The sequence below is a fragment of the Acinetobacter guerrae genome, from assembly GCF_009372255.1.
GTDB lineage: Bacteria > Pseudomonadota > Gammaproteobacteria > Pseudomonadales > Moraxellaceae > Acinetobacter > Acinetobacter guerrae.
Window position 1 is genome coordinate 268,744 of sequence record NZ_LXGN01000056.1, and the last position, 20,257, is coordinate 289,000.

The 20,257-nt window shown below is 39.7% G+C and carries 15 protein-coding genes; 6 read left to right on the top strand and 9 right to left on the bottom strand.

The genetic code is table 11. From position 1 onward, the window contains the following. The first annotated feature begins 20 nt into the window (after positions 1 to 20). Together A7A69_RS14635 and A7A69_RS14640 are read left to right on the top strand one after the other, a co-directional pair. Positions 21 to 1,031, top strand: coding sequence for a T6SS immunity protein Tli4 family protein (locus A7A69_RS14635; RefSeq protein ID WP_152878318.1), 1,011 nt, complete (start codon positions 21 to 23; stop codon positions 1,029 to 1,031). Positions 1,032 to 1,039: 8 nt separating this feature from the next. Continuing rightward, positions 1,040 to 3,001: an esterase/lipase family protein gene (locus tag A7A69_RS14640; protein WP_152878320.1), complete on the top strand. Its 1,962-nt coding sequence runs from the start codon at positions 1,040 to 1,042 to the stop codon at positions 2,999 to 3,001. A gap of 194 nt (positions 3,002 to 3,195) precedes the next feature. On the opposite strand, the gene A7A69_RS14645 is transcribed toward A7A69_RS14640, so the two are convergent. The 5 genes from A7A69_RS14645 to ompR all read right to left on the bottom strand — a co-directional run bounded on the left by A7A69_RS14645 (position 3,196) and on the right by ompR (position 8,285). Next, complete coding sequence (locus tag A7A69_RS14645; RefSeq protein ID WP_151979949.1) at positions 3,196 to 3,624, bottom strand: hypothetical protein; 429 nt, start codon at positions 3,622 to 3,624, stop codon at positions 3,196 to 3,198. A gap of 136 nt (positions 3,625 to 3,760) precedes the next feature. Next, positions 3,761 to 4,180 carry a GNAT family acetyltransferase gene (locus A7A69_RS14650; protein WP_120370131.1) on the bottom strand — a complete coding sequence of 140 codons (420 nt, stop codon included), beginning with the start codon at positions 4,178 to 4,180 and terminating at the stop codon, positions 3,761 to 3,763. A gap of 134 nt (positions 4,181 to 4,314) precedes the next feature. Beyond that, complete coding sequence (locus A7A69_RS14655) at positions 4,315 to 5,829, bottom strand: acetyl-CoA hydrolase/transferase family protein (RefSeq protein WP_120370132.1); 1,515 nt, start codon at positions 5,827 to 5,829, stop codon at positions 4,315 to 4,317. Positions 5,830 to 6,036: 207 nt separating this feature from the next. Next, positions 6,037 to 7,494 carry an ATP-binding protein gene (locus A7A69_RS14660; protein ID WP_120370133.1) on the bottom strand — a complete coding sequence of 486 codons (1,458 nt, stop codon included), beginning with the start codon at positions 7,492 to 7,494 and terminating at the stop codon, positions 6,037 to 6,039. A gap of 26 nt (positions 7,495 to 7,520) precedes the next feature. After that, the gene (ompR, locus tag A7A69_RS14665) at positions 7,521 to 8,285 is read right to left on the bottom strand and encodes an osmolarity response regulator transcription factor OmpR (protein WP_120370134.1); all 765 of its coding nucleotides are present in this window, start codon (positions 8,283 to 8,285) and stop codon (positions 7,521 to 7,523) included. Positions 8,286 to 8,864: 579 nt separating this feature from the next. Between ompR and A7A69_RS14670 the strand changes: the two genes are divergently transcribed. Then, positions 8,865 to 11,219, top strand: coding sequence for a Tex family protein (locus tag A7A69_RS14670; protein WP_152878322.1), 2,355 nt, complete (start codon positions 8,865 to 8,867; stop codon positions 11,217 to 11,219). A gap of 79 nt (positions 11,220 to 11,298) precedes the next feature. Here the strand turns inward: A7A69_RS14670 and A7A69_RS14675 are convergent, their stop codons facing one another. Beyond that, on the bottom strand, positions 11,299 to 12,189 hold the full coding sequence (locus tag A7A69_RS14675) for an SDR family NAD(P)-dependent oxidoreductase (protein ID WP_120370179.1): 891 nt from the start codon (positions 12,187 to 12,189) through the stop codon (positions 11,299 to 11,301). A 277-nt stretch (positions 12,190 to 12,466) separates the two neighbouring features. Continuing rightward, entirely contained in the window at positions 12,467 to 13,750 is a 1,284-nt protein-coding gene (locus A7A69_RS14680; RefSeq protein ID WP_152878324.1) for an O-acetylhomoserine aminocarboxypropyltransferase/cysteine synthase family protein, read from the bottom strand. Between the two features lie 371 nt (positions 13,751 to 14,121). Here A7A69_RS14680 and A7A69_RS14685 point away from each other — a divergent pair, with 371 nt between their 5' ends. Further along, a complete protein-coding gene (locus A7A69_RS14685; RefSeq protein WP_151979951.1) occupies positions 14,122 to 15,843 on the top strand; it encodes a thiamine pyrophosphate-dependent enzyme in 1,722 nt (573 codons plus the stop codon). A 130-nt stretch (positions 15,844 to 15,973) separates the two neighbouring features. On the opposite strand, the gene A7A69_RS14690 is transcribed toward A7A69_RS14685, so the two are convergent. After that, complete coding sequence (locus A7A69_RS14690) at positions 15,974 to 17,053, bottom strand: amidohydrolase family protein (protein WP_152878326.1); 1,080 nt, start codon at positions 17,051 to 17,053, stop codon at positions 15,974 to 15,976. Positions 17,054 to 17,390: 337 nt separating this feature from the next. Here A7A69_RS14690 and ettA point away from each other — a divergent pair, with 337 nt between their 5' ends. Further along, positions 17,391 to 19,052: an energy-dependent translational throttle protein EttA gene (gene ettA / locus A7A69_RS14695; RefSeq protein WP_120370138.1), complete on the top strand. Its 1,662-nt coding sequence runs from the start codon at positions 17,391 to 17,393 to the stop codon at positions 19,050 to 19,052. A gap of 64 nt (positions 19,053 to 19,116) precedes the next feature. Here the strand turns inward: ettA and A7A69_RS14700 are convergent, their stop codons facing one another. After that, positions 19,117 to 19,560 (bottom strand): tetratricopeptide repeat protein, encoded by a 444-nt coding sequence (locus A7A69_RS14700; protein WP_120370139.1) that lies wholly within the window; start codon positions 19,558 to 19,560, stop codon positions 19,117 to 19,119. A gap of 290 nt (positions 19,561 to 19,850) precedes the next feature. Between A7A69_RS14700 and A7A69_RS14705 the strand changes: the two genes are divergently transcribed. Beyond that, on the top strand, positions 19,851 to 20,219 hold the full coding sequence (locus A7A69_RS14705) for a cation efflux protein, CzcI-like (RefSeq protein WP_152878509.1): 369 nt from the start codon (positions 19,851 to 19,853) through the stop codon (positions 20,217 to 20,219). Positions 20,220 to 20,257 lie beyond the last annotated feature (38 nt).

A 20,257-nucleotide genomic window follows, 5' to 3' on the forward strand; every position in this document is an offset into this window, starting at 1 on the left:
GTAACCAACGGATAAACACCATGAATAAAAATTTTAAAGCTGCTTTTTTATTTTCAGCTGTCATTTTATTTTCAGGTTGTTCTCCAGCACAAAATAATGAGGAAACCAATTCAATGCTTGATCTAAAAAATACCAAAGATTGGTGTGTTGGGCGATACACTTTTAAATTACCAAAAAATGCTGTTTTAACTGGCGGTACGGATTTTTATAACTCTTTTCAAATTACAAGCTATATAAATGCAAATACAGCTAAATTGAATTATGAATATAAAAGTGCTTTTGAAAGGTATAGCGGAAATTTAGGTGTTAGAAAGGTCATTTTCGAGTTACCCACTAAAGTATCTGGCACAAAAACAATAAAAATATTTAGTGGTAAATTTGGTTCACATCCAAGAGGTCCAATGGATCTTTTTGGGTTTGTTTTAGATCGAGGTACCTTATTTAAGATTGAAATTAGTTATGTTAAGGAAAATAAGGATTTAGTTACAGCTGAGTTCAATAGCTTAATTGATTCTATAAGTGCTAGGAGTAATAACACTATCCCAAAGGATAAAGGCATATGCATCACCAATGGATTTATTCTGGATGATGGGCGAGAATTCCGAAAAAGCACCAATACCCTACCTTTTGATTTATCTGGCTATCCATCAGTAAAAATGAGTTTAGAGGCTGAAGCATTGTTGAATCCGCAAGCTGACTTAATCACAACAATAAAAAGCAATCTAAAAGAACGAGGAATTTATAGCCTCACCACATCAAGCTTTAAGACCATACGCAAAGGAAATAAAAATCAGACTGGCGGTGATCAACTCACGGGTCAAGAGTGGTTGTCACAAGCGCCTATGCAAGGTCAAAACGGTGCAATCGCGACTTGGGAACATGCTGGTACAGTGCAAAATGCGTTAGATCCAGCGATACAGCTTGATGTAGATAGTGGTTTTGATGGCAATAATATCAAAACATCGAGTTTGCATGAAAAAGAGACCATTCAACTTTATGAATTCATTTTAAATTCAATTAAAAAATTTTAGGAACTCAAATGGCTATAGATAAAGCACCACAAAAACAAAAAGGTGATAGTTTTGAATCCACAACAACACCGACTTCAAATGAAACACTTACTCATGCGGTTTTAGGTCCTAAATACGTTATTCCTATCATATTTATTCCGGGTATAATGGGTTCCAATATAATGAATGATAAAGGAAAGAAAGTTTGGTTTCCACCTAACGGATTGCTTGCAGGGGCTGGTGCAGCTTTCTATGGAAAGTTTTTTAGATCTGCTAAAACTCGACAGACTGAGCTAGATCCAAAAACTACTTCTGTTAGCAATGAGGGTGATATAAACATCAAAAAGAAAGCAATTAAAAGATTTGGTGAGAAAGAAGCCCGAGCAAGAGGCTGGGGCACAGTTTATTGGGATGGTTACGGTGAAGGGTTGGTTTTTTTAGAGAAGTTCCTGAATAGCCAATTAATCAGATCTCAAGCTGCTAATAATTCTCATAACGAAGACAGGGATGGCTTTGCTGGGTCTGAACCATGGCAACACATAACAGAGATACCTGAATCAACCGCACAACAAAAAGATGAACTTAAGCAACTCTTTAATCCCGCGAAAGTTTTTGAATTTTTAAAAAAAGAAGAATTTGAAAAATTGGCTGACTATGCATTCCCTGTATTTGCACTGGGATATAATTGGTTGCAATGCAACAGTGTTTCAGCAAAATCTGTGAAAGTAAGACTAAATTCAATGGTTAAGCCACAGATTGCCAAAGAATTTCCAAAAGCCACCTTTAAGAAATATATCATCGTCACACACTCCATGGGTGGCCTAGTCACTAGAGCATTAATCCAAGATGCTGAAGTGGCTGGGGATATTTTGGGTGTTGTTCATGGTGTAATGCCAGCCAGTGGAGCACCAACAGTCTATAAGCGGTTGGCCAATGGTTGGGATGGTAAGGAAGTTACAGGTAATTTTGTAGATAGTATTGCTAAACACGTTTTTGGAGCAACCTCTGCAAAATTAACCCCAGTACTCGGCAATGCACCGGGTGGGCTTGAACTATTGCCATTTCCAAACTTTATGACCACCCATGATGACAACCCAACAGTGAAAGTAAAACCTTGGTTAAAACTTATCGCAAAAAATAAGAATGGTAAAACTATCACCGCTACCTTACCAAAGAGCGATCCATATTCCGAAATTTACTACAGAACGGATACTTGGTGGAGGATGATCAATACGGATTTCCTTGATCCCAATCAATCCATTAGAAATGAAGCATTTCCTAAGCCTGAGAAGATGCCAGTTGAATTCGGCAATATCGCAGAAGTAAAAGCTAAGCAAGAGGCGAATAAGGAAGTAAAAAAACCAACAAAGTCTGATTTGGATTTAAGTTTGCAGGATGCATTAATTAAAAACTTAGGAGTGGTTCAAGACTTCCAAGGGGCAATCTCTGATAGTTATCATGATAATTGTTATTCCCACTATGGCAATGATACGAAATATCTCGCATTTAGTGAGGTTGTGTGGGAAACAGATCAAATCTTAGAAATTGAGACTGAAGATGATCTGATCGAATACACTGGTATTGCTCGTCTCACTACTGCTAAAAATACAACTCCCGATAAAACGTTGGAAGACACCTCTTCTGGAGGGGAGACTACTGGGCAACCTATACAAAAAATGTCGAATCTCATTTTTACAGCAAGTGGCTCTTCTAATGATGGATGGGATAAAGAACTGTTTAATGAAGATGGTGAACGACGCATCAAAAGAGAAGGAAAAGAGGATGTTATATTTAAATTGCGTGTAGCACCTAACCCTGCTACGGGAGCTGGTGATGGAACAGTCTGTCATCAATCGGCTCAAGATGTACTTCGTGATAAAATCTTACAAGTTTTTGAAATCAATGGATATGACCATGCTAACAGCTACAAGAACCCAAATGTTTTACATAGTGTACTTTTCTCTGTGGCCAAATTGATGAATAAGGTTTGATATAGCATTCTAATAATTGGTCTGTGTAATCATTGCAGGCAAAATTATTAATTAATGGCGATTCGATTCTCAAAATTAATAAAATTCTAGATTTAATTAAAAAAAAAGCCAAGAACCGAAAAAAATAGGAACTTGGCCAGAGTCAAAACATGATATTTATTGAAATTAATTATGTGACCAATTTTTGCACTGCATTATAGTTTGCACTTTTTACTTTTTTGGTAAGTCTCAATATTTTCGATATTGGTTTGAGCTTTATTTTTAAGTGCTTGTTGTAGTTTTAGATTATTTTCGTCCGATGTATCTTCTGAACCCACCAAACTGTTGGCCATATCTTTGGCCTTAGCTGCATTTTCAGATTTTCCGCCGAAAGCACTTAAAGCCCCACTGGCTACACCAGCCCATTTACTAATGGTTTTATTCGGTGTTTCAGTCTGGATATTCGTTAGATTTTTTTCAGCAGTTGCAAGTTCACGTTTTGCATTGGTTTTTTCGACACTTAGGTCTGTACAGCTTAGTGCTTTAAGTTCTGTAGTGGTAAAGGCTTTGGTATTGACCTCAGCTTGAACAATATTAGATGCGGCGAGAGAAAGCATGGCACAGCATAAAATTTTAATTTTCATATCTAATTTCCCCTGATGAGTAAAAATTCAGGCTTAATTTTAATCAGATACTTATTTTAATAATTGTCATCTTATCTGTATTTAATTGGCATTTAAAACCTTAGTCATTTCATTGGCTTAATCGCTTATAAAAAACTTAATCCTGAATCAGACGTTTCCCCAGACAAATTACCTCTTCTTCTTCATAATCCAATTCTTCGTAGAAGCTTTGTATCTCCAGATTATCTTTGCGTACCAAAAGCTGTAATTTAGGGCAACCACGCGCAATTAAACGTTTTTCAAGCTGTTGAACTAATGCAGTTGCAATGCCTAGACGTTGATGTTGAGGATGTACTGCGAGATAGTTCATCCAACCTCGATGCCCGTCATAACCACCCATTAATACAGCTATTAATTGTTCATCTTTGATTGCGACTAGAAACAGATCATCTTGTTGAACCAGTTTACGGAAAATATCAATTTCTGGATTATTCCACGGGCGGGTTAGTCCACAAATTTCCCAAAGATGAATGACATCATCAAGATCGGACTGGATAAATTGGCGAATCATAAACATGGAATTTTCTACTTGTTATTGTATTGCTTTAAGATAATCGAAAATAATCTATTTGATAAGTCGCTAAAGAATATCTATATAAAAAAAGCACCCAAGGGCAGTAGGGTGCTTTTTTAACTGATTAAATCTGGAGATTAAGCAGATTTTGCCTGAGCTTCTGCAACCAGCATATGACCAGTTTCTTCAAAGTTGCTATGCCATGACAATGCTTCACGTAGGATATGTGGAGTATGACCACCTTTAGCACATGCACGATCGAAGTAGTCATTTAAAGCCCCTTGATAAAGTGGATGTACACAATTATCAATGATGACACGAGCGCGCTCACGTGGTGCTAATCCACGTAAGTCAGCCAGACCTTGTTCAGTCACTAGGATATCGACATCGTGTTCGCTATGGTCGACATGAGAAACCATTGGGACGATTGAAGAAATATCGCCACCTTTAGCAATTGACTTGGTTACAAAAATGGCTAAATGAGCATTACGGGCAAAGTCGCCTGAACCACCAATACCATTCATCATTTTTGTACCGCAAACGTGTGTTGAGTTCACGTTGCCATAGATGTCAAATTCAAGAGCAGTGTTGATCCCGATAATACCTAAACGGCGTACCAACTCTGGATGATTTGAAATTTCCTGAGGACGTAATACCAGTTTATCTTTATAGGCTTCAATATTACCAAAGACTTTTTCACCACATTTTGCAGAAAGCGTGATTGAGCTACCTGATGCAAATTTCATTTTTCCTGCATCAATTAGTTCGAATGTACAGTCCTGTAATACTTCTGAATACATGACTAGATCTTCAAAATTAGAATCTTTTAGACCTGTAAGTACGGCATTTGCGATTGAACCAATACCCGCTTGTAATGGACCAAGATTTGTAGGCAAACGACCTTCTGCCACTTCTTTTTCAAAGAAAGTGATGAGGTGATTGGCAATACCTTGAGTTTCGTCATCTGGCAATGTCACAGTGGATGGTGAATCAGCAGTGTCATTAAATACGATACCAACAATTTTTGCTGGATCGATCTGGATTGCTGTTGTACCAATACGTTCATCGACTTTAGTCAGTGGAATTGGCTGACGCGTAGGACGATAAGTTGGAATATAGATATCGTGTAAACCTTCAAAAGCTTCGCTTAAAGAGGTATTGATTTCTACAATTACTTTTTCTGCAAAAATTGCAAAGCTAGCAGAGTTGCCTACAGAAGTTGTTGGGATAATGCCGCCATCTTCAGTAATTGCAATCGCTTCAATGACAGCGACATCAGGACGTTTTAATTGTAGATTACGCATTTGTTCAACAGTTTCAGACAAATGCTGATCGATAAACATCACTTCGCCATTATTGATGGCACGGCGTAGAGTATTGTCGACTTGGAAAGGCAAACGACGAGCCAAAACACCTGCTTCGGTTAGTTGTTTGTCTAAATCATTACCTAAACTGGCACCTGTAATTAAGGTGATTTTTAAAGGATTGATTTTGGCGCGATGAACCAAAGCTTGTGGAACAGCTTTCGCTTCACCTGCACGAGTAAAACCACTCATACCGACTGTCATGCCGTCTTGGATAAATTCAGCTGCCTGATCGGCACTGATCACTTTGTCATGGAGGGAGGCTAATCGAATACGATCTAAAGACATGGCTTACTCTCAATCTTGTTTATTACATAGGAGGGGATTGTACCTACTCTGCAATAGATATGGAGGCTTGTTAGGCTAAGGTCTAATTTTTATAATAAATGTGGGTATAAATATTATTTATGATTACAAGTAATTGATTTTTAACAAATAAAAAATGATCATTTAATGGTCTGACTGAATTGTTTGTTGTTTTTTTAGACAAAAGTCTTAGAAGCGATCTGACAAGGTCTGCTTGATTTTATTGAGTGGATTGGCCGGTAATATTTCTTCTTGTAAGTGTTTGGGTAATGGCAAAGAAATAATCGCTTCAAGCCCGCCTTGTGGACGATTATGAATCAGTAATTCGCCTTGATGAATATCTACAATTCGTTTGACGATAGCAAGTCCTAAACCACTGCCCTGTACTGTACGTGCGGCGTTGCCACGAACAAATGGCTGCATCAACTCTTCGATTTGGTCTTCGGGAATACCTTCACCATGATCTGCAACACTGATTAAAATATATTCATTTTCCACATGCGCACTCAATTCAATTGGTTCGGCGCCATAACGTTTCGCATTATTGATCAGATTGGCAATCAGACGTTTTAAAGACAAACTACGTGCAGGAATAATCGGCACGTCCTGCGCCTGAAAGCGAATATCCAGTGGCTTAAATTGCACGACCAATTCTTGTAACAAGATATTGATATTGGTTTCGCGAAGTTCTTCATCTGAACCATCACGCATATAAGAAATAAACTGATTTAAAATGGCGTCCATATCATCGACATCATAAATTAAACCTTCACGGAAAAATTCATCGGGCAGCATTTCGGCTGTTAAGCGAATTCGGGTCAATGGCGTTCTTAAATCATGCGATATACCAGCCAACATAATACGGCGATCACGTTCAGTTTGCTCAAGGGTATAAATCATATGATTAAAAGCCTGATTCACTTGGCGAATTTCTTGTGGGCCATGATTCGTTTCAAGATATGGAGCTTTACCTGTTTTACTATATTCATTGGCGGCATTCTGTAAACGGCGTAATGGGCGGTTTAATTGTCGAACGAGCGTTAAAATAATAATACTGGCAATGATAGGTACGCCAAGCAACCAACCGAAAATTAACTCAGGACTATAATTCGCATAGGTTTTAAGCGGCTCACGAACCCAATTTCCATTCATTTCTGGTGTTTGAATCCAGATGCGTGGACTAGGTTTAAATTGAAAATAGACTGTTACGTCTTTGACATTGAGTTCTTTGGCAAGCTTATCTTCGACATTATTGGTAAAGAAATCCGCGATCACTTTGTTGCGAACATTGGGATACTCTTTGGGATCGGTAATGTATTCGATCCCAATCCGATTTTTCAGCCATGTATCTATATCAACTTCATTATTGCGATGAAAAATACGAATGTCAGGATTGTTGACTAACTCTAATTCAACTGCTAAGTAGCGTGCATGTTGTTGAATTTCAGGCAAATAAAGAGTGCGCCAGAAAAACCAAAGTGACATCACTAAACTAAAAATAACCACGAAACCCACCAGCACTGCTGTACGCATGGCAGCAGAGCGTGGTTTTATTTTGTCAAGAAATCGTTCCCAGCGCGTACGTTTACGCTCTGAGTAGGCTACAAAATCAGTATAGTCCTGTGGACTGACTGGGTCTGGCTTCAATGCATTATCCTAAAGCAGTGGGTAAGTTATTCAGCACCATCTGGTACAAATACATAGCCTACGCCCCAAACGGTTTGAATATAACGTGCACGTGCAGGGTTTTCTTCAATGAGGCGACGTAAACGTGATACTTGAACATCGATTGAACGTTCCATTGCCCCCCATTCACGACCGCGTGCCAGATTCATCAGCTTATCGCGTGTGAGTGGTTCACGTGGATGTTGTACCAATGCTTTAAGAACAGCAAACTCACCAGTGGTTAAAGTCACGACTTGACCTTCACGGGTCAGGGTACGAGTAGATAAATCCAGTGACCAAGGACCGAAGCTGACCACTTCCATTTGTTGGCTTGGCGCACCTGGAACTTCACGCACTTGACGACGTAACACTGCACGAATACGTGCTAATAACTCATTTGGATTAAATGGTTTTGGCAGATAATCATCAGCCCCCGCTTCCAGACCTGCAATACGATCTGAATCACTGCCTCGAGCGGTGAGCATAATAATTGGAGTATCAATATTAGACTGGCGTAAACGGCGACAAATACTTAAGCCATCTTCAACAGGTAGCATGAAATCCAGAACAATCAAGGAAAATAATTCGCGTTGCAACAAGCGATCCATTTGGGTCGCATCGTGCGCAGTTTTAACGACAAAACCTTTATCTTCAAGGAACCGTTGTAAAAGGGTGCGTAAACGCACATCATCATCGACCACCAAAATGCGCTCGACACGGTCGGTTTCGTTTTGTACAGCTTCATTATTTTCAGCAGGTACAACTAAACTCATGATGTACTCCCTTAATTTAAGTCAATATTTATAGCTTATTGGATCATTGCAGTATAATGCGGATAGTCTTATTAAGACTATGTATCAATTTGCTCAAAATTACAATTTTCCGCGTGATTTGAAACCAAAAAACAACATGTTAAAGCGATTTTGCTGCCGTAGATTTTGCAGTTTTTTATGAATTTGATTTTATCATGTTATATGTGTCATTTTTTTGTTTAAATCTTTGTTTTTTTAATTAAATTTACTTGTGTGGAGTTTAATCTTCTTATTTTCAATCTTAGATTATACTCATGGGCTGATATCTAAATGTGAGTTTATAGAAATTAGAAGACTTTATTTCTACCGAAACTGGATTGGCAGAAGCGCTGAATTCTGGATTTGATGAAGCGGGTTTTGGGAAAATATGACTTTTTTAGGGAAAAGATTGAGCTAGGTCAAATAAAAATGCCTAAAAATTGAAAAAAATGCAGGTTTGATTCAAAATTTCGTTTTTAATACGCAAAACAATTGTGGATTTTATAGACTCGGTCTTTATAATCAGTGCTTTGAAACTTTAGCCTTGTGGAATCAGATACGATGACTGACTTAGTTCAGCAGTTGGCAAGCGAACTTGCCGTACGTCCAAACCAAGTAGAAGCTGCCATTCGTTTAATTGATGAAGGCGCCAGTGTTCCATTTATCGCACGTTACCGTAAAGAAGTAACGCAGGGCTTGGATGATACGCAACTGCGTCAGTTGGATACTCGTTTGGCTTATTTGCGTGATTTGTACGAACGCCGTGAAAAAGTTATTGAGTCTTTAAAAGAACAAGATAAATTATCAGATGATTTATTGGCCCGTGTTAATGCGGCTGAAACCAAAAATGCGTTAGAAGAAATCTATGCGCCGTATCGTCCAAAACGAACCAGTAAATCGTTTAAGGCCAAAGAAGCAGGTCTTGGACCAGCCGCAGAAAAAATTCTAAACGAAAATATTGAACTTGCGGATGCATTGACAGGCTTTAGCCATGAAGACTATCCAGATTTAGAAAGCCAACTGGATGCTGTACAGCATATTATTATTGACGAATGGGCACAAAATATTGCGCTAACGACTGAGCTCAAAGCACTTTTTGCCAAAACTGCTATTTTAAAAAGCACTGTTGCTTCTGACGAGAAAAAAGAAGTAGGTAAAAAATTCCGTGACTACTTTGAGTTTTCTGAAAATCTAAATAAAGTCCCTTCGCACCGTTTGTTGGCTATGTTACGTGGTCGTCAAGAAAATGTATTGGGTTTAAAAGTTGATGGTGAAGATGATGCGCCATTGGCACGAATTGAAACAGAATACAATCTCGATCAAGTTCAACCGCAAGCACGTCAGGATTTCCTCAAGCAAACGGCAAAATTATTTTGGTTAGGTAAACTTCGTCCGCAAATTGAACATTCATTATTGACCGAAAAGCGTTTAAATGCTGAAGCAGAAGCGATGGATGTTTTTGCTGAAAACTTGCGTCATTTATTATTGTCTGCACCAGCGGGTGGGCGTACCACTTTAGGTGTAGATCCTGGAATTCGTACTGGGGTAAAACTTGCGGTCGTAAGCGATGCAGGCGATGTCTTGGCACACAGCACTATTTATCCATTTGCACCAAAAGAAGATAAAGAAGGCTCAATGACTGAGTTGGCACGTTTGTGTCGTGAATACAACGTCGACTTGATTGCGATTGGGAATGGTACTGCTAGCCGTGAAACAGAGGCCGTTGTTGCAGAAATGATGGCTGCAAATCCTGATCTAAAACTTACACGAGTTTCAGTCAGCGAGGCGGGTGCTTCAGTTTATTCAGCGAGTGAGCTAGCTGCGGCTGAACTTCCTGAGCTGGATGTATCAATCCGTGGTGCAGTTTCGATTGCCCGCCGTTTGCAGGATCCTTTGGCTGAACTGGTTAAGATCGATCCAAAATCGATTGGTGTGGGTCAATATCAGCATGATGTGAACCAGACAGGTTTGGCTAAAACGCTAGATGCCGTGGTTGAGGACTGTGTAAACGCGGTTGGTGTGGATGTAAATACTGCTTCTTCAGCTATTTTGGGATATATCGCAGGCTTAAATAAAGCGATTGCTCAACAGATTGTAGAATATCGTAAAGAAAACGGTCGTTTTGAAAATCGTCAGGCTTTGAAAAAAGTACCACGTTTGGGTGAACGCACTTTTGAACAGGCGGCAGGTTTCTTGCGTATTCAAGATGGTTCAGAGCCATTAGATGCATCTGCGGTGCATCCAGAAAGTTATGGTTTGGTCGAAAAAATTGTCGAAGCTAAAGCGACGACAGTAAAAGATATGATTGGCAATACTGAAATTATTCGTCAGGTAAAAGCCGATGAATTTGTAGACGAAACATTTGGTTTACCGACTGTTCAAGATGTCTTGGCTGAGCTTGAAAAACCGGGTCGTGATCCGCGTCCAGAGTTTCGTACAGCTAAATTCCGTGAAGACATTACCGAAGTTGCGCAGTTGACCGAAGGTATGCAGCTTGAAGGGGTGGTGACGAACGTGACCAACTTTGGCGCATTTGTCGACGTTGGCGTACATCAGGATGGCTTAGTGCATATCTCTGAGCTAGCAAATGAGTTTGTGTCAGATCCGCATAAAGTCGTAAAACCGGGTCAAATCGTACAAGTTCGTGTACTTACAGTCGATGCTGAACGTAATCGTGTGAATTTAAGTATGCGTCCTGAGGGTTCTCAGGCGCCTGCAAAATCACAGCGTCCACCACGTCGTGATCAACAAGAGCAACGTGAAGAACGTAAACCTCAGGGCAAACGTCCGCAAGCGGCTCGTCAGAATGATCAATCGAAAAAACCACAACGTCCTAAACAGGATAAACCACAAGAAAATAAAATCGGTGGTTTTGGTGCATTGTTGTTACAGGCAGGGATTAAAGGATCGAAGTAATCTTTTAATTTAGTCACCATAAAAAAACCGCCAGTTTGATTCAAACTGGCGGTTTTTTATTTTAGCAATATATTCGAACTTACCAATGCTCTCCTGGGAAAATTCGAGCATATGCTTTTTGCATCCAGTTTAGTTTTTCTTGTTTTTGTCCAATTGCAGCATCGGAACTTGGGAACAAATTAAAGCCAATGGACATTAATAAATTATTGACCTCAGGGACTAGCGAATACGTGACCGAAGCTAAACGACCTAAATTTGTCGCGATACGTTTAGGGCGTTTTACTACAGCATAGGCAATGAGATCTGCGGCTTGTTCGGGTGAAAGCGTTGGAACATAGTTATAAATTTTGGTTGGTGCAATCATTGGTGTGCGAACCAAAGGCATGTAGATCGAGGTAATCGAAATTTTATGTGAATGTACTTCGGCCGATAAACAACGGCTAAATGCATCTAGTGCTGCTTTAGACGCGACATAAGCAGAAAAACGCGTTGCATTGGCGAGGACACCAATCGAGCTAATATTGATAATTTGACCGCCTTTACGATTGATCATATGCGGAAGAATATTTAACACTAGACGTACAGCACCAAAATAATTGAGTTGCATGGTACGTTCAAAATCGTGGAAACGATCGATTGACTCATGTACAGCACGACGAATAGAGCGTCCAGCATTATTAATTAGAATATCGATATGTTCGACCTTCTGCATAATCTCTTTGGCGACGCGATCAATCGCTTCCATGTCACTTAAATCGCACGGAAAGATTGAAGCCTTTCCACCTGCTTTTACTATCTCGGTTTGTACTTGTTCAAGTGTTTCTTGAGTACGTGCCACTAATAAGACATGAGCGCCTGCTGATGCCATTTTTTTTGCGACTGTCAAACCAATACCACTAGATGCGCCAGTAATCAGAATGACTTTATTTTGGACTTTCTCTAGAAAAAGAGTTTCAAGTTTTTTATTCACGCGTTTTTCCCTGAGCTCGAAGATTAATCCGAAAGCTTTACTTGTTTTTTTACCGTCTTGAGTTTTGGCGAACATCTTATTCAACCAAAGTCTAGTTCATTATTATTGGATTTAATTTTTAAAATGTCTATATTTAAGTATATGAATTTACAAATGTTTTTAGAGTAATTGCTCTAATTTTATTCTCTGGTTACTAGACTTTTAACATAAAAATATCAAGATTCAAAATAAAAAAGTCCACCAGTGGGCGGACTTAAGCACAACTGATTATATTTTGTTAAACGGTGGCTAAGGCTTGTTCCAGATCAGCAATTAAATCATCAATATGTTCAATCCCAACAGATAACCGAACCATATCTTCGCTAACACCTGCTGCTCTAAGTTCTTCTGCATTTAATTGGCGATGTGTTGTAGTCGCAGGATGGCAGGCCAGACTTTTTGCATCGCCAATATTGACCAAACGCGTGAACAGTTGCAGTGCATCAATAAAGCGGGTTCCACCTTCGCGGCCATCTTGTACCCCAAATGAAAGAATCGCAGAGGGTTTACCTTTCACGTATTTTTGTGCAAGTGCATGCTGTGGATGATCTTTTAAGCCTGCGTAATTGACCCATTTAACTTTAGGGTGTTGCTTTAAATATTCAGCCACTTTAAGTGCATTTTCAGTATGACGTTCCATACGTAAAGATAAGGTTTCTAGCCCTTGTAAAATAAGGAATACACTCAGTGGGCTAATTGCTGCGCCAGTATTGCGTAATGGCACAACACGGGCACGACCAATATAGGCGGCTGCACCCAAAGCTTCGACATAATTGACACCGTGATAGCTTGGATCGGGTGTATTTAAAACTTTAAAACGCTCAGGATACTGTCCCCACGGGAACTTGCCGCTATCTACGACTACACCGCCGATACTGTTGCCGTGACCACCAATATACTTGGTAAGCGAATGCACAATAATATCTGCGCCAAAGTCGAATGATTTTTGAAGCACAGGCGTGGCGACAGTATTATCGACAATGACAGGAACACCGTATTCATGCGCGATTTTAGAAATGGCTTCCAGATCAATAATATTACCCAGTGGATTTCCAATCGATTCAACAAATACGAGTTTGGTTTTATCATCGATTAAGCGACGAAGGCTCTCGGGCTGTTGGTAATCAAAAAAACGTACCTCAATGCCCTGTTTAGGAAGGGTATGTGCAAACAGGTTATAAGTTCCGCCATAAAGCGTAGAAACCGAAGCAATATTGTCTCCAGCCTCAGCAATAGTTTGAATGGCGTAGGTAATTGCAGCCATACCTGAAGCTAAAGCCAATGCGCCTATGCCGCCCTCGAGTGCGGCAATACGTTGTTCTAATACCGCTGTGGTTGGATTCATAATACGGGTGTAAATATTCCCCTGAACTTTTAAATCAAATAAATCTGCCCCATGTTGTGTATTATCAAAGGCATAAGAAGTGGTTTGATAAATTGGGACAGCGACAGCTTTGGTTGTCGGTTCTGGTGAATATCCTGCATGTATCGCAAGCGTTTCATCTTTATAAGTCTGTGTCATTATAATATCCATCAAAGCGTAAATTTTAAGCAAGATCCTGTTTTAGCATATTTCATATATTCAATTTATATATTTTTTGGAAACTTTTAGCTTTTTTATGAATAATATCTTTGCACATTATATGTTGGTTTTTATCTCAAAAATAAAATGAATTCTCTCCATAGCACAAAATAATAAAGAATATTCAGAAAGTTTCATGAGGTTTCAATTAAAGCCAAAATACAACAATATTGAGTCGTGAAATTTTAAGATTCAGCTTACATGATGTTTATATAACGCCACAAAAACCTACTGGCGATTATGGGCTTGCAAGACCAGTATAAAAACAAAAGAGACATTATTCTTGATAAAAAAACTGGAGAAGTCACGTAATGAGTACTCAAAAAGTATCTGATATTATTATAGAAGTACTGGAACAAGCTGGTGTACAGCGTTGTTATGGTATTGTCGGAGACACTTTAAACCACGTCACCGATTCAATGTCAAAAAGCAGCATTGAATGGATTCATGTGCGTCATGAAGAAGTCGGCGGTTTTGCAGCAGGGACAGATGCCTTACTGAGTGGTCATTTAACTGCGTGTGCAGGGTCATGTGGGCCAGGCAGCTTGCATTTTATTAACGGATTGTATGAGTCACATCGAAATCGTGCTCCTGTGATTTTGATTGCCAGTCAGATTTCGACTGAAATGGCAGGATTTATTGATTTCCCACAATATGTCGATTTTAAATCGGTATATGAGAAAAACTCGGTATTTTGCGAAGAAATTACTCAACCCTCACAAGCCCGACATATTATGAGCATGGCTTGTCAGGCCGCGATGAATAAACGCGGTGTCGCTGTCGTGATTGTGCCTGCAAACATTAGTGAGGCTTCTGCTGAAGCAGGTCTGCCTTTTATATCACATCATGCTGAACCTGATATTTTGCCAAATAAAGCTGAACTTCATCAGATGGTTGACTTAATCTCACAGCATCAAAAGATTGGAATTTATGCAGGGGCGGGTTGCGAAGGTGCGCATGATCAGCTGGTGGCGTTTGCTGAGAAATTAAAAGCACCCATTGCGCATACATCTCGCGCCAAAGATTTTGTTGAATATGACAATCCTTATAACATGGGCATGACGGGGATTTTTGGTAATAAAGCGGGTTATCACACCTTAATGGATTGTGATTTATTAATCCTGCTAGGGGCTGATTTTGCTTGGGCGCAGTATTATCCGAGCCATGCCAAAATTCTACAAATCGATATTGACCCAACGCATTTGGGACGACGGCATCCAATTACACTTGGGGCAGTTGGTAAAATTTCATCCACTTTAAATGCTTTGCTGCCCTTGTTAGAAACTCGGCAGGATCGAGATTTTCTGGATCATTGTCTCGCATTAAAACGCCAAAGTGATGAAACTCGACATAAAGAGGAAAGAGTGGGTAAAGATGGTTTAATCCATCCACAATATCTGGTGTCATTATTGAATCGTTATGCTGATGATGATGCGATCTTCTTTGGCGATGGTGGTTCCCCAATGGTTTGGGTGTTACGTCATGTGGATGTCAACGGAAAACGCCGTACCTTTACCAGTTTATTACATGGCACGATGGCAAATGCCATGCCACAGGCTTTGGGCGCACAAAAAGCGTTTCCAGAACGTCAAATTATTGCCTTGTGTGGCGATGGAGGATTAGCCATGTTGCTTGGTGACTTACTCACCACCATTCAGGAAAAACTACCGATCAAAATTGTGGTCTTTAATAATAGTTCACTAAATTTTGTGGAACTTGAACAAAAGGTTGAAGGATTACTTGATCATTATACCGATTTGCTTAATCCTGATTTTGGTCAACTTGCCAATGTGATTGGTTTGCATGGACAGACAGTGACACATGGCGATGGACTGGAGCAGGCAGTGGAAAATTTCTTGAAACATGAGGGGCCTGCTTTACTGGATGTGCATACCAACCCAATGGAATTGGTGATGCCACCCGATCCTAATCTCAATCAGGTTTCCTCAACTTCACTGTATGCGATTAAAGCACTGATGTCAGGTCGTGTTGACGATGTGAAGAATCTGCTGGTCAATAATTTTGTCAAATAAGCCATAATGACGTTAGATTTTTAGAAATTATTGAAATCTGCATTGCAATTGCTGGCTTTTTTTCAATAGCCAAGCAGTTGCAATGTGAATGTTTGTAGATTGAATGGCAAATTATGATTGTTTTAAAGATTTAATCGAGTCGATAGAAATTTTGGGCATTTTGATAAAAAACGCGTGATAATGCTTGTGTACCATACGGTTCAATTATATCGATATAGGCACGTATAAGATCATCTAATCGAGCAGATGGTTTATCCATCGGATAATTGGAAGCAAACAAGACCCGCTCAATACCAAAACTGTCTATGGCATGGTCAATCAGTGGTCGGCAATCATGAACAATTTCACTGACTGAGGCTTTTTTTCTATTTAAATGATAACGATGTCCTAGAACAGGCATCATCAGTCCTGAAATTTTGGTGTATACATTGGGTTGTTGCGCAAGTTGACTCAAATGCTGTTTCCAGTCCTCAAAAATAACGTTACGCATATCTACAGTTCGCCCCGTTGTGTTGCCGACTGGACCAAATAAACCTGCGGGTGTGCCCAAATGGTCAAGCATGATTGCGGTTTCAGGGAATTGTTGTGCCAGATAGAGCACATCGGATAATTGAGTAGAATAGCACCAAGCATCAAAACTCAATCTGCGCTTGGCAATTTCTTCAAAACCTTTCAGAAATTTTTTATCACGATACAGATGGGCTTGGTCGCACCAACGATAAATTCCTTTGTCTGAATGGAAGGATGCCATTTTACGAATGCCTTTAAATAAGGGGCTTTCCTGCTGATGCATATCCAACACTTGTTTAAAGTGCTTACTACGTGGATCTGCCGCAGCCACAATAGCAGCAAGTTTAAGATCTTGAGCATTAAAATTCAGGGTTTTAAGCCACCGTGTCTCGCCCACCGTGCCTGTATCTTTGTGATCATGCCAATTGGCTTCTACATGAATCACGCTCTCTACCTTAAATTCGCCTAAGTCTTTTGCATAATCTTGGGGTAAATACGGCGCAAGTATGTGATCTGTTTGTCCAATGGTCTCAAGCAATGGTTTGGGCTTGATGAGGCGTAGCAACTTATCCATCAGTTTAGGATGCTTTCCAAGTGATTTGACCAAATGATAGGCAGCATGCGGTTTGTGATATGGATTCCATTGATGAATATGAGGATCGATCATGGCAAAATTTTGGATTTTGTTGTTTTGTGACATTGCAAGTCCTGAGCGATGTTTCTTAGTTTTGAGAATCATAAAAATATAAAATAGGTACTCGTTATGCATCAAATGGTTTATTTGAATAGTAGGTTATGCATGAGCGACATAGTTTAAATGTTAGATATTTATGGCTGTAAAATAGCAAAAGACTTTGATCTGGTGATTTTGCCGTTGTGCTGTGTATTTATATCAGGAAACAATTTAGCCGACATTTATCAGTCATAAAGTCTGATTAAACTCAATCATGCCTTATTTTTTTGCCGTATTCAGCATATAATAGCGGCTATTTTTTCGCTCACTGCGATGTATTGGTTTTTCTATTGAGGAGTCCTAAGTGGCCCAATATATTTATACGATGAACCGAGTCTCCAAGATGGTTCCGCCGAAGCGCGAAATCCTCAAGGATATCTCTTTATCATTTTTTCCGGGTGCTAAAATTGGTGTACTCGGCTTAAACGGTGCAGGTAAATCGACTTTGCTCCGTATTATGGCGGGCGTGGACAAAGATTTCTCAGGTGAAGCTCGTGCGCAACCGGGTATTAAAATTGGCTATCTTGAGCAGGAACCACCACTCGATCCAAATAAGGATGTACGTGGCAACGTAGAAGATGGCGTGCGCGAAGCACTTGATGCACTTGAGCGTTTAGATCAAGTTTTTGCTGAATATGCAGATCCAGATGCCGATTTTGATAAACTTGCCAAAGAACAAGAAAAACTGGAAGCAATTATCCAGACTTGGGATGCGCATAATTTAGATAACCAGTTGGAAATTGCAGCAAATGCCCTGAACCTTCCAGCTTGGGATTCAGATGTATCTTTACTTTCTGGTGGTGAGCGCCGTCGTGTTGCTTTGTGTCGTTTATTGTTATCTAAACCAGACATGTTGCTGCTTGATGAACCGACGAACCATTTAGATGCTGAATCAGTATCATGGTTAGAGCGTTTCTTAAAAGATTTCCCTGGTACGATCGTAGCCATTACGCATGACCGTTATTTCTTGGACAACGTTGCTGAGTGGATTCTTGAGCTTGACCGTGGACATGGTATTCCTTATCAAGGAAACTATTCTTCTTGGTTGGAACAAAAGAATGCGCGTTTAGAGCAGGAACAGAAACAAGAAGAATCTTTTGCTAAAGCACTGAAAAAAGAACTTGAATGGGTTCGTTCAAATGCGAAAGGTCAGCAAAAGAAAAACAAAGCACGTATGGAACGTTTTGAAGAGTTGAACTCGAAAGAATTCCAACAACGTAATGAAACGTCGGAAATTTATATTCCGCCTGGACCGCGTTTGGGTAACAAAGTGGTGGAAGTTGAAGGGATCAGTAAATCATTTGATGGTCGTCTTTTGTACGAAAATCTGACCTTTACTGTACCGCCAACTGCGATTGTCGGTATTGTTGGGCCAAATGGTGCAGGTAAAACGACGCTATTTCGTATGATGACGGGTGAACAGCAACCTGATACAGGGACTGTGACATTAGGTGATTCGGTTAAAGTTGCCTATGTTGGTCAGATTCGTGACACTTTGGATAATGACAAAACCGTTTGGGAAGAAGTTTCTGGTGGTTTAGACATCTTAAAAATCGGTGATTACGAAATTGCATCACGTGCTTATATTGGTCGCTTTAACTTCAAAGGGCAGGATCAGCAAAAACGTGTAGGTGAATTGTCTGGTGGTGAACGTAACCGTTTACAGCTTGCCAAAATCCTTCAGATGGGTGCAAATGTCATCTTACTGGATGAACCATCAAACGACTTGGATATCGAAACTTTACGTGCGCTTGAGGATGCTATTTTGGTATTCCCAGGTACAGTCATGGTGGTATCGCATGACCGTTGGTTCCTAGATCGTATTGCGACCCATATTTTGTCATTTGAAAATGAACAACCTGAATTTTATACAGGTAACTATGCCGAATACGAAGCTTATCGCCAATCGCGTTTAGGCGAAGATGCGGTACAAAAACGTGGTAAATATAGAAAGATCACAGGTTAATTTTCTGTGAATAAAAAACCAGCTTTCGAGCTGGTTTTTTTGCTTAACGTTTTTTTGAAAAAAACTAAGAAAATGCAAGTTGGCTATAAGCATCATACAAGCAGCGTTTGGCATCGGGATGACCATCTTTTGCTGCTCGTTTGAGCCATTTTTCAGCTTTAATATAGTCACGATCTAAACCTAATTGACCATTTAAATAGCCAATCCCCATTTTATATTCAGCCTCTGGATGACCACGTAATGCAGATCGTAAAAAACACCAAATTGCGTTGCGTTCATTAAGATAGGCAAAACTGGTTGTATGAGTTTGAGTTTCATCATTTACGTGGCGATAAATATGATGACGCATAAAATGGTGATACTGGTCATTTAGTGCTAATTGTTCAAAATAAAGACCCTGTTGATATTCATGCTCTGCATTAGTATCTAAAAGTAAAAAGACATCATTTTTAGAGTTTTGCGCTTGAAACAACAGTGTCCATACTGTTTTTAAATAGTCAAACTTCATAATATGCTCCTTGTTGCTCATAAACTAAGCTAACACTTTCAATATAAGCTAGTTTTTTGAAAATCGCATCCATTTCTTGTAACAAGCAATGAGTTTGTTGCGCAAAATAAAAAAGAGTTACACTTCACATAAAAAAAGGCCAAACGAGTATCCGTCTGTGAGCAATAAAAAGAATATTTTTACCAAATGTAATTTTATTAACTTGAATTGACTTGCTATATTAGGACGCATTTTTATTTTTGATCTTTATGAAGCGTTCACTGTTTATTGCAATTTTGCTGAGCACGTTCATGTTCCAGAGTTTATGGAACGTGGCAACAGCTTTTTGCGCACATGAAACAGCTTCAAAAAATAGCGTGACAGCTTTTCACTTTGGGCATCATTTTGATTCTGCAACAGATCATCAGTCAGGCTCTAGTCTATTAACCGCTGAAAGCAAAAATCTTAAAAATACAGTGATACATAGCCCTTCCATATTTATGGATCATCATGACCATTTGCCGACTTGTCTTCATATCGTGATGGCTGAGATTGGACAACATGCAAGGGAACCTTTTAGAAGCGGTTATTTAACCCGATCGGTGTATGATTGGGCGAACTCCTATCAATCTCCGCATCTCTCTGGATTGAATCCACCTCCTGTTTTAACCCCGCTATAGGTGGGGTAGCCGAAAAATAACCCACCTTTTCAATGATC

Coding starts and splice junctions, on each gene's coding strand:
- A7A69_RS14635 (WP_152878318.1), top strand. CDS start 21: ATGAATAAAAATTTTAAAGCTGCTTTTTTATTTTCAGCTGTCATTTTA.
- A7A69_RS14640 (WP_152878320.1), top strand. CDS start 1,040: ATGGCTATAGATAAAGCACCACAAAAACAAAAAGGTGATAGTTTTGAA.
- A7A69_RS14645 (WP_151979949.1), bottom strand. CDS start 3,624: ATGAAAATTAAAATTTTATGCTGTGCCATGCTTTCTCTCGCCGCATCT.
- A7A69_RS14650 (WP_120370131.1), bottom strand. CDS start 4,180: ATGTTTATGATTCGCCAATTTATCCAGTCCGATCTTGATGATGTCATT.
- A7A69_RS14655 (WP_120370132.1), bottom strand. CDS start 5,829: ATGTCTTTAGATCGTATTCGATTAGCCTCCCTCCATGACAAAGTGATC.
- ompR (WP_120370134.1), bottom strand. CDS start 8,285: ATGAGTTTAGTTGTACCTGCTGAAAATAATGAAGCTGTACAAAACGAA.
- A7A69_RS14670 (WP_152878322.1), top strand. CDS start 8,865: ATGACTGACTTAGTTCAGCAGTTGGCAAGCGAACTTGCCGTACGTCCA.
- A7A69_RS14680 (WP_152878324.1), bottom strand. CDS start 13,750: ATGACACAGACTTATAAAGATGAAACGCTTGCGATACATGCAGGATAT.
- A7A69_RS14685 (WP_151979951.1), top strand. CDS start 14,122: ATGAGTACTCAAAAAGTATCTGATATTATTATAGAAGTACTGGAACAA.
- A7A69_RS14690 (WP_152878326.1), bottom strand. CDS start 17,053: ATGTCACAAAACAACAAAATCCAAAATTTTGCCATGATCGATCCTCAT.
- A7A69_RS14700 (WP_120370139.1), bottom strand. CDS start 19,560: ATGAAGTTTGACTATTTAAAAACAGTATGGACACTGTTGTTTCAAGCG.
- A7A69_RS14705 (WP_152878509.1), top strand. CDS start 19,851: ATGTTCCAGAGTTTATGGAACGTGGCAACAGCTTTTTGCGCACATGAA.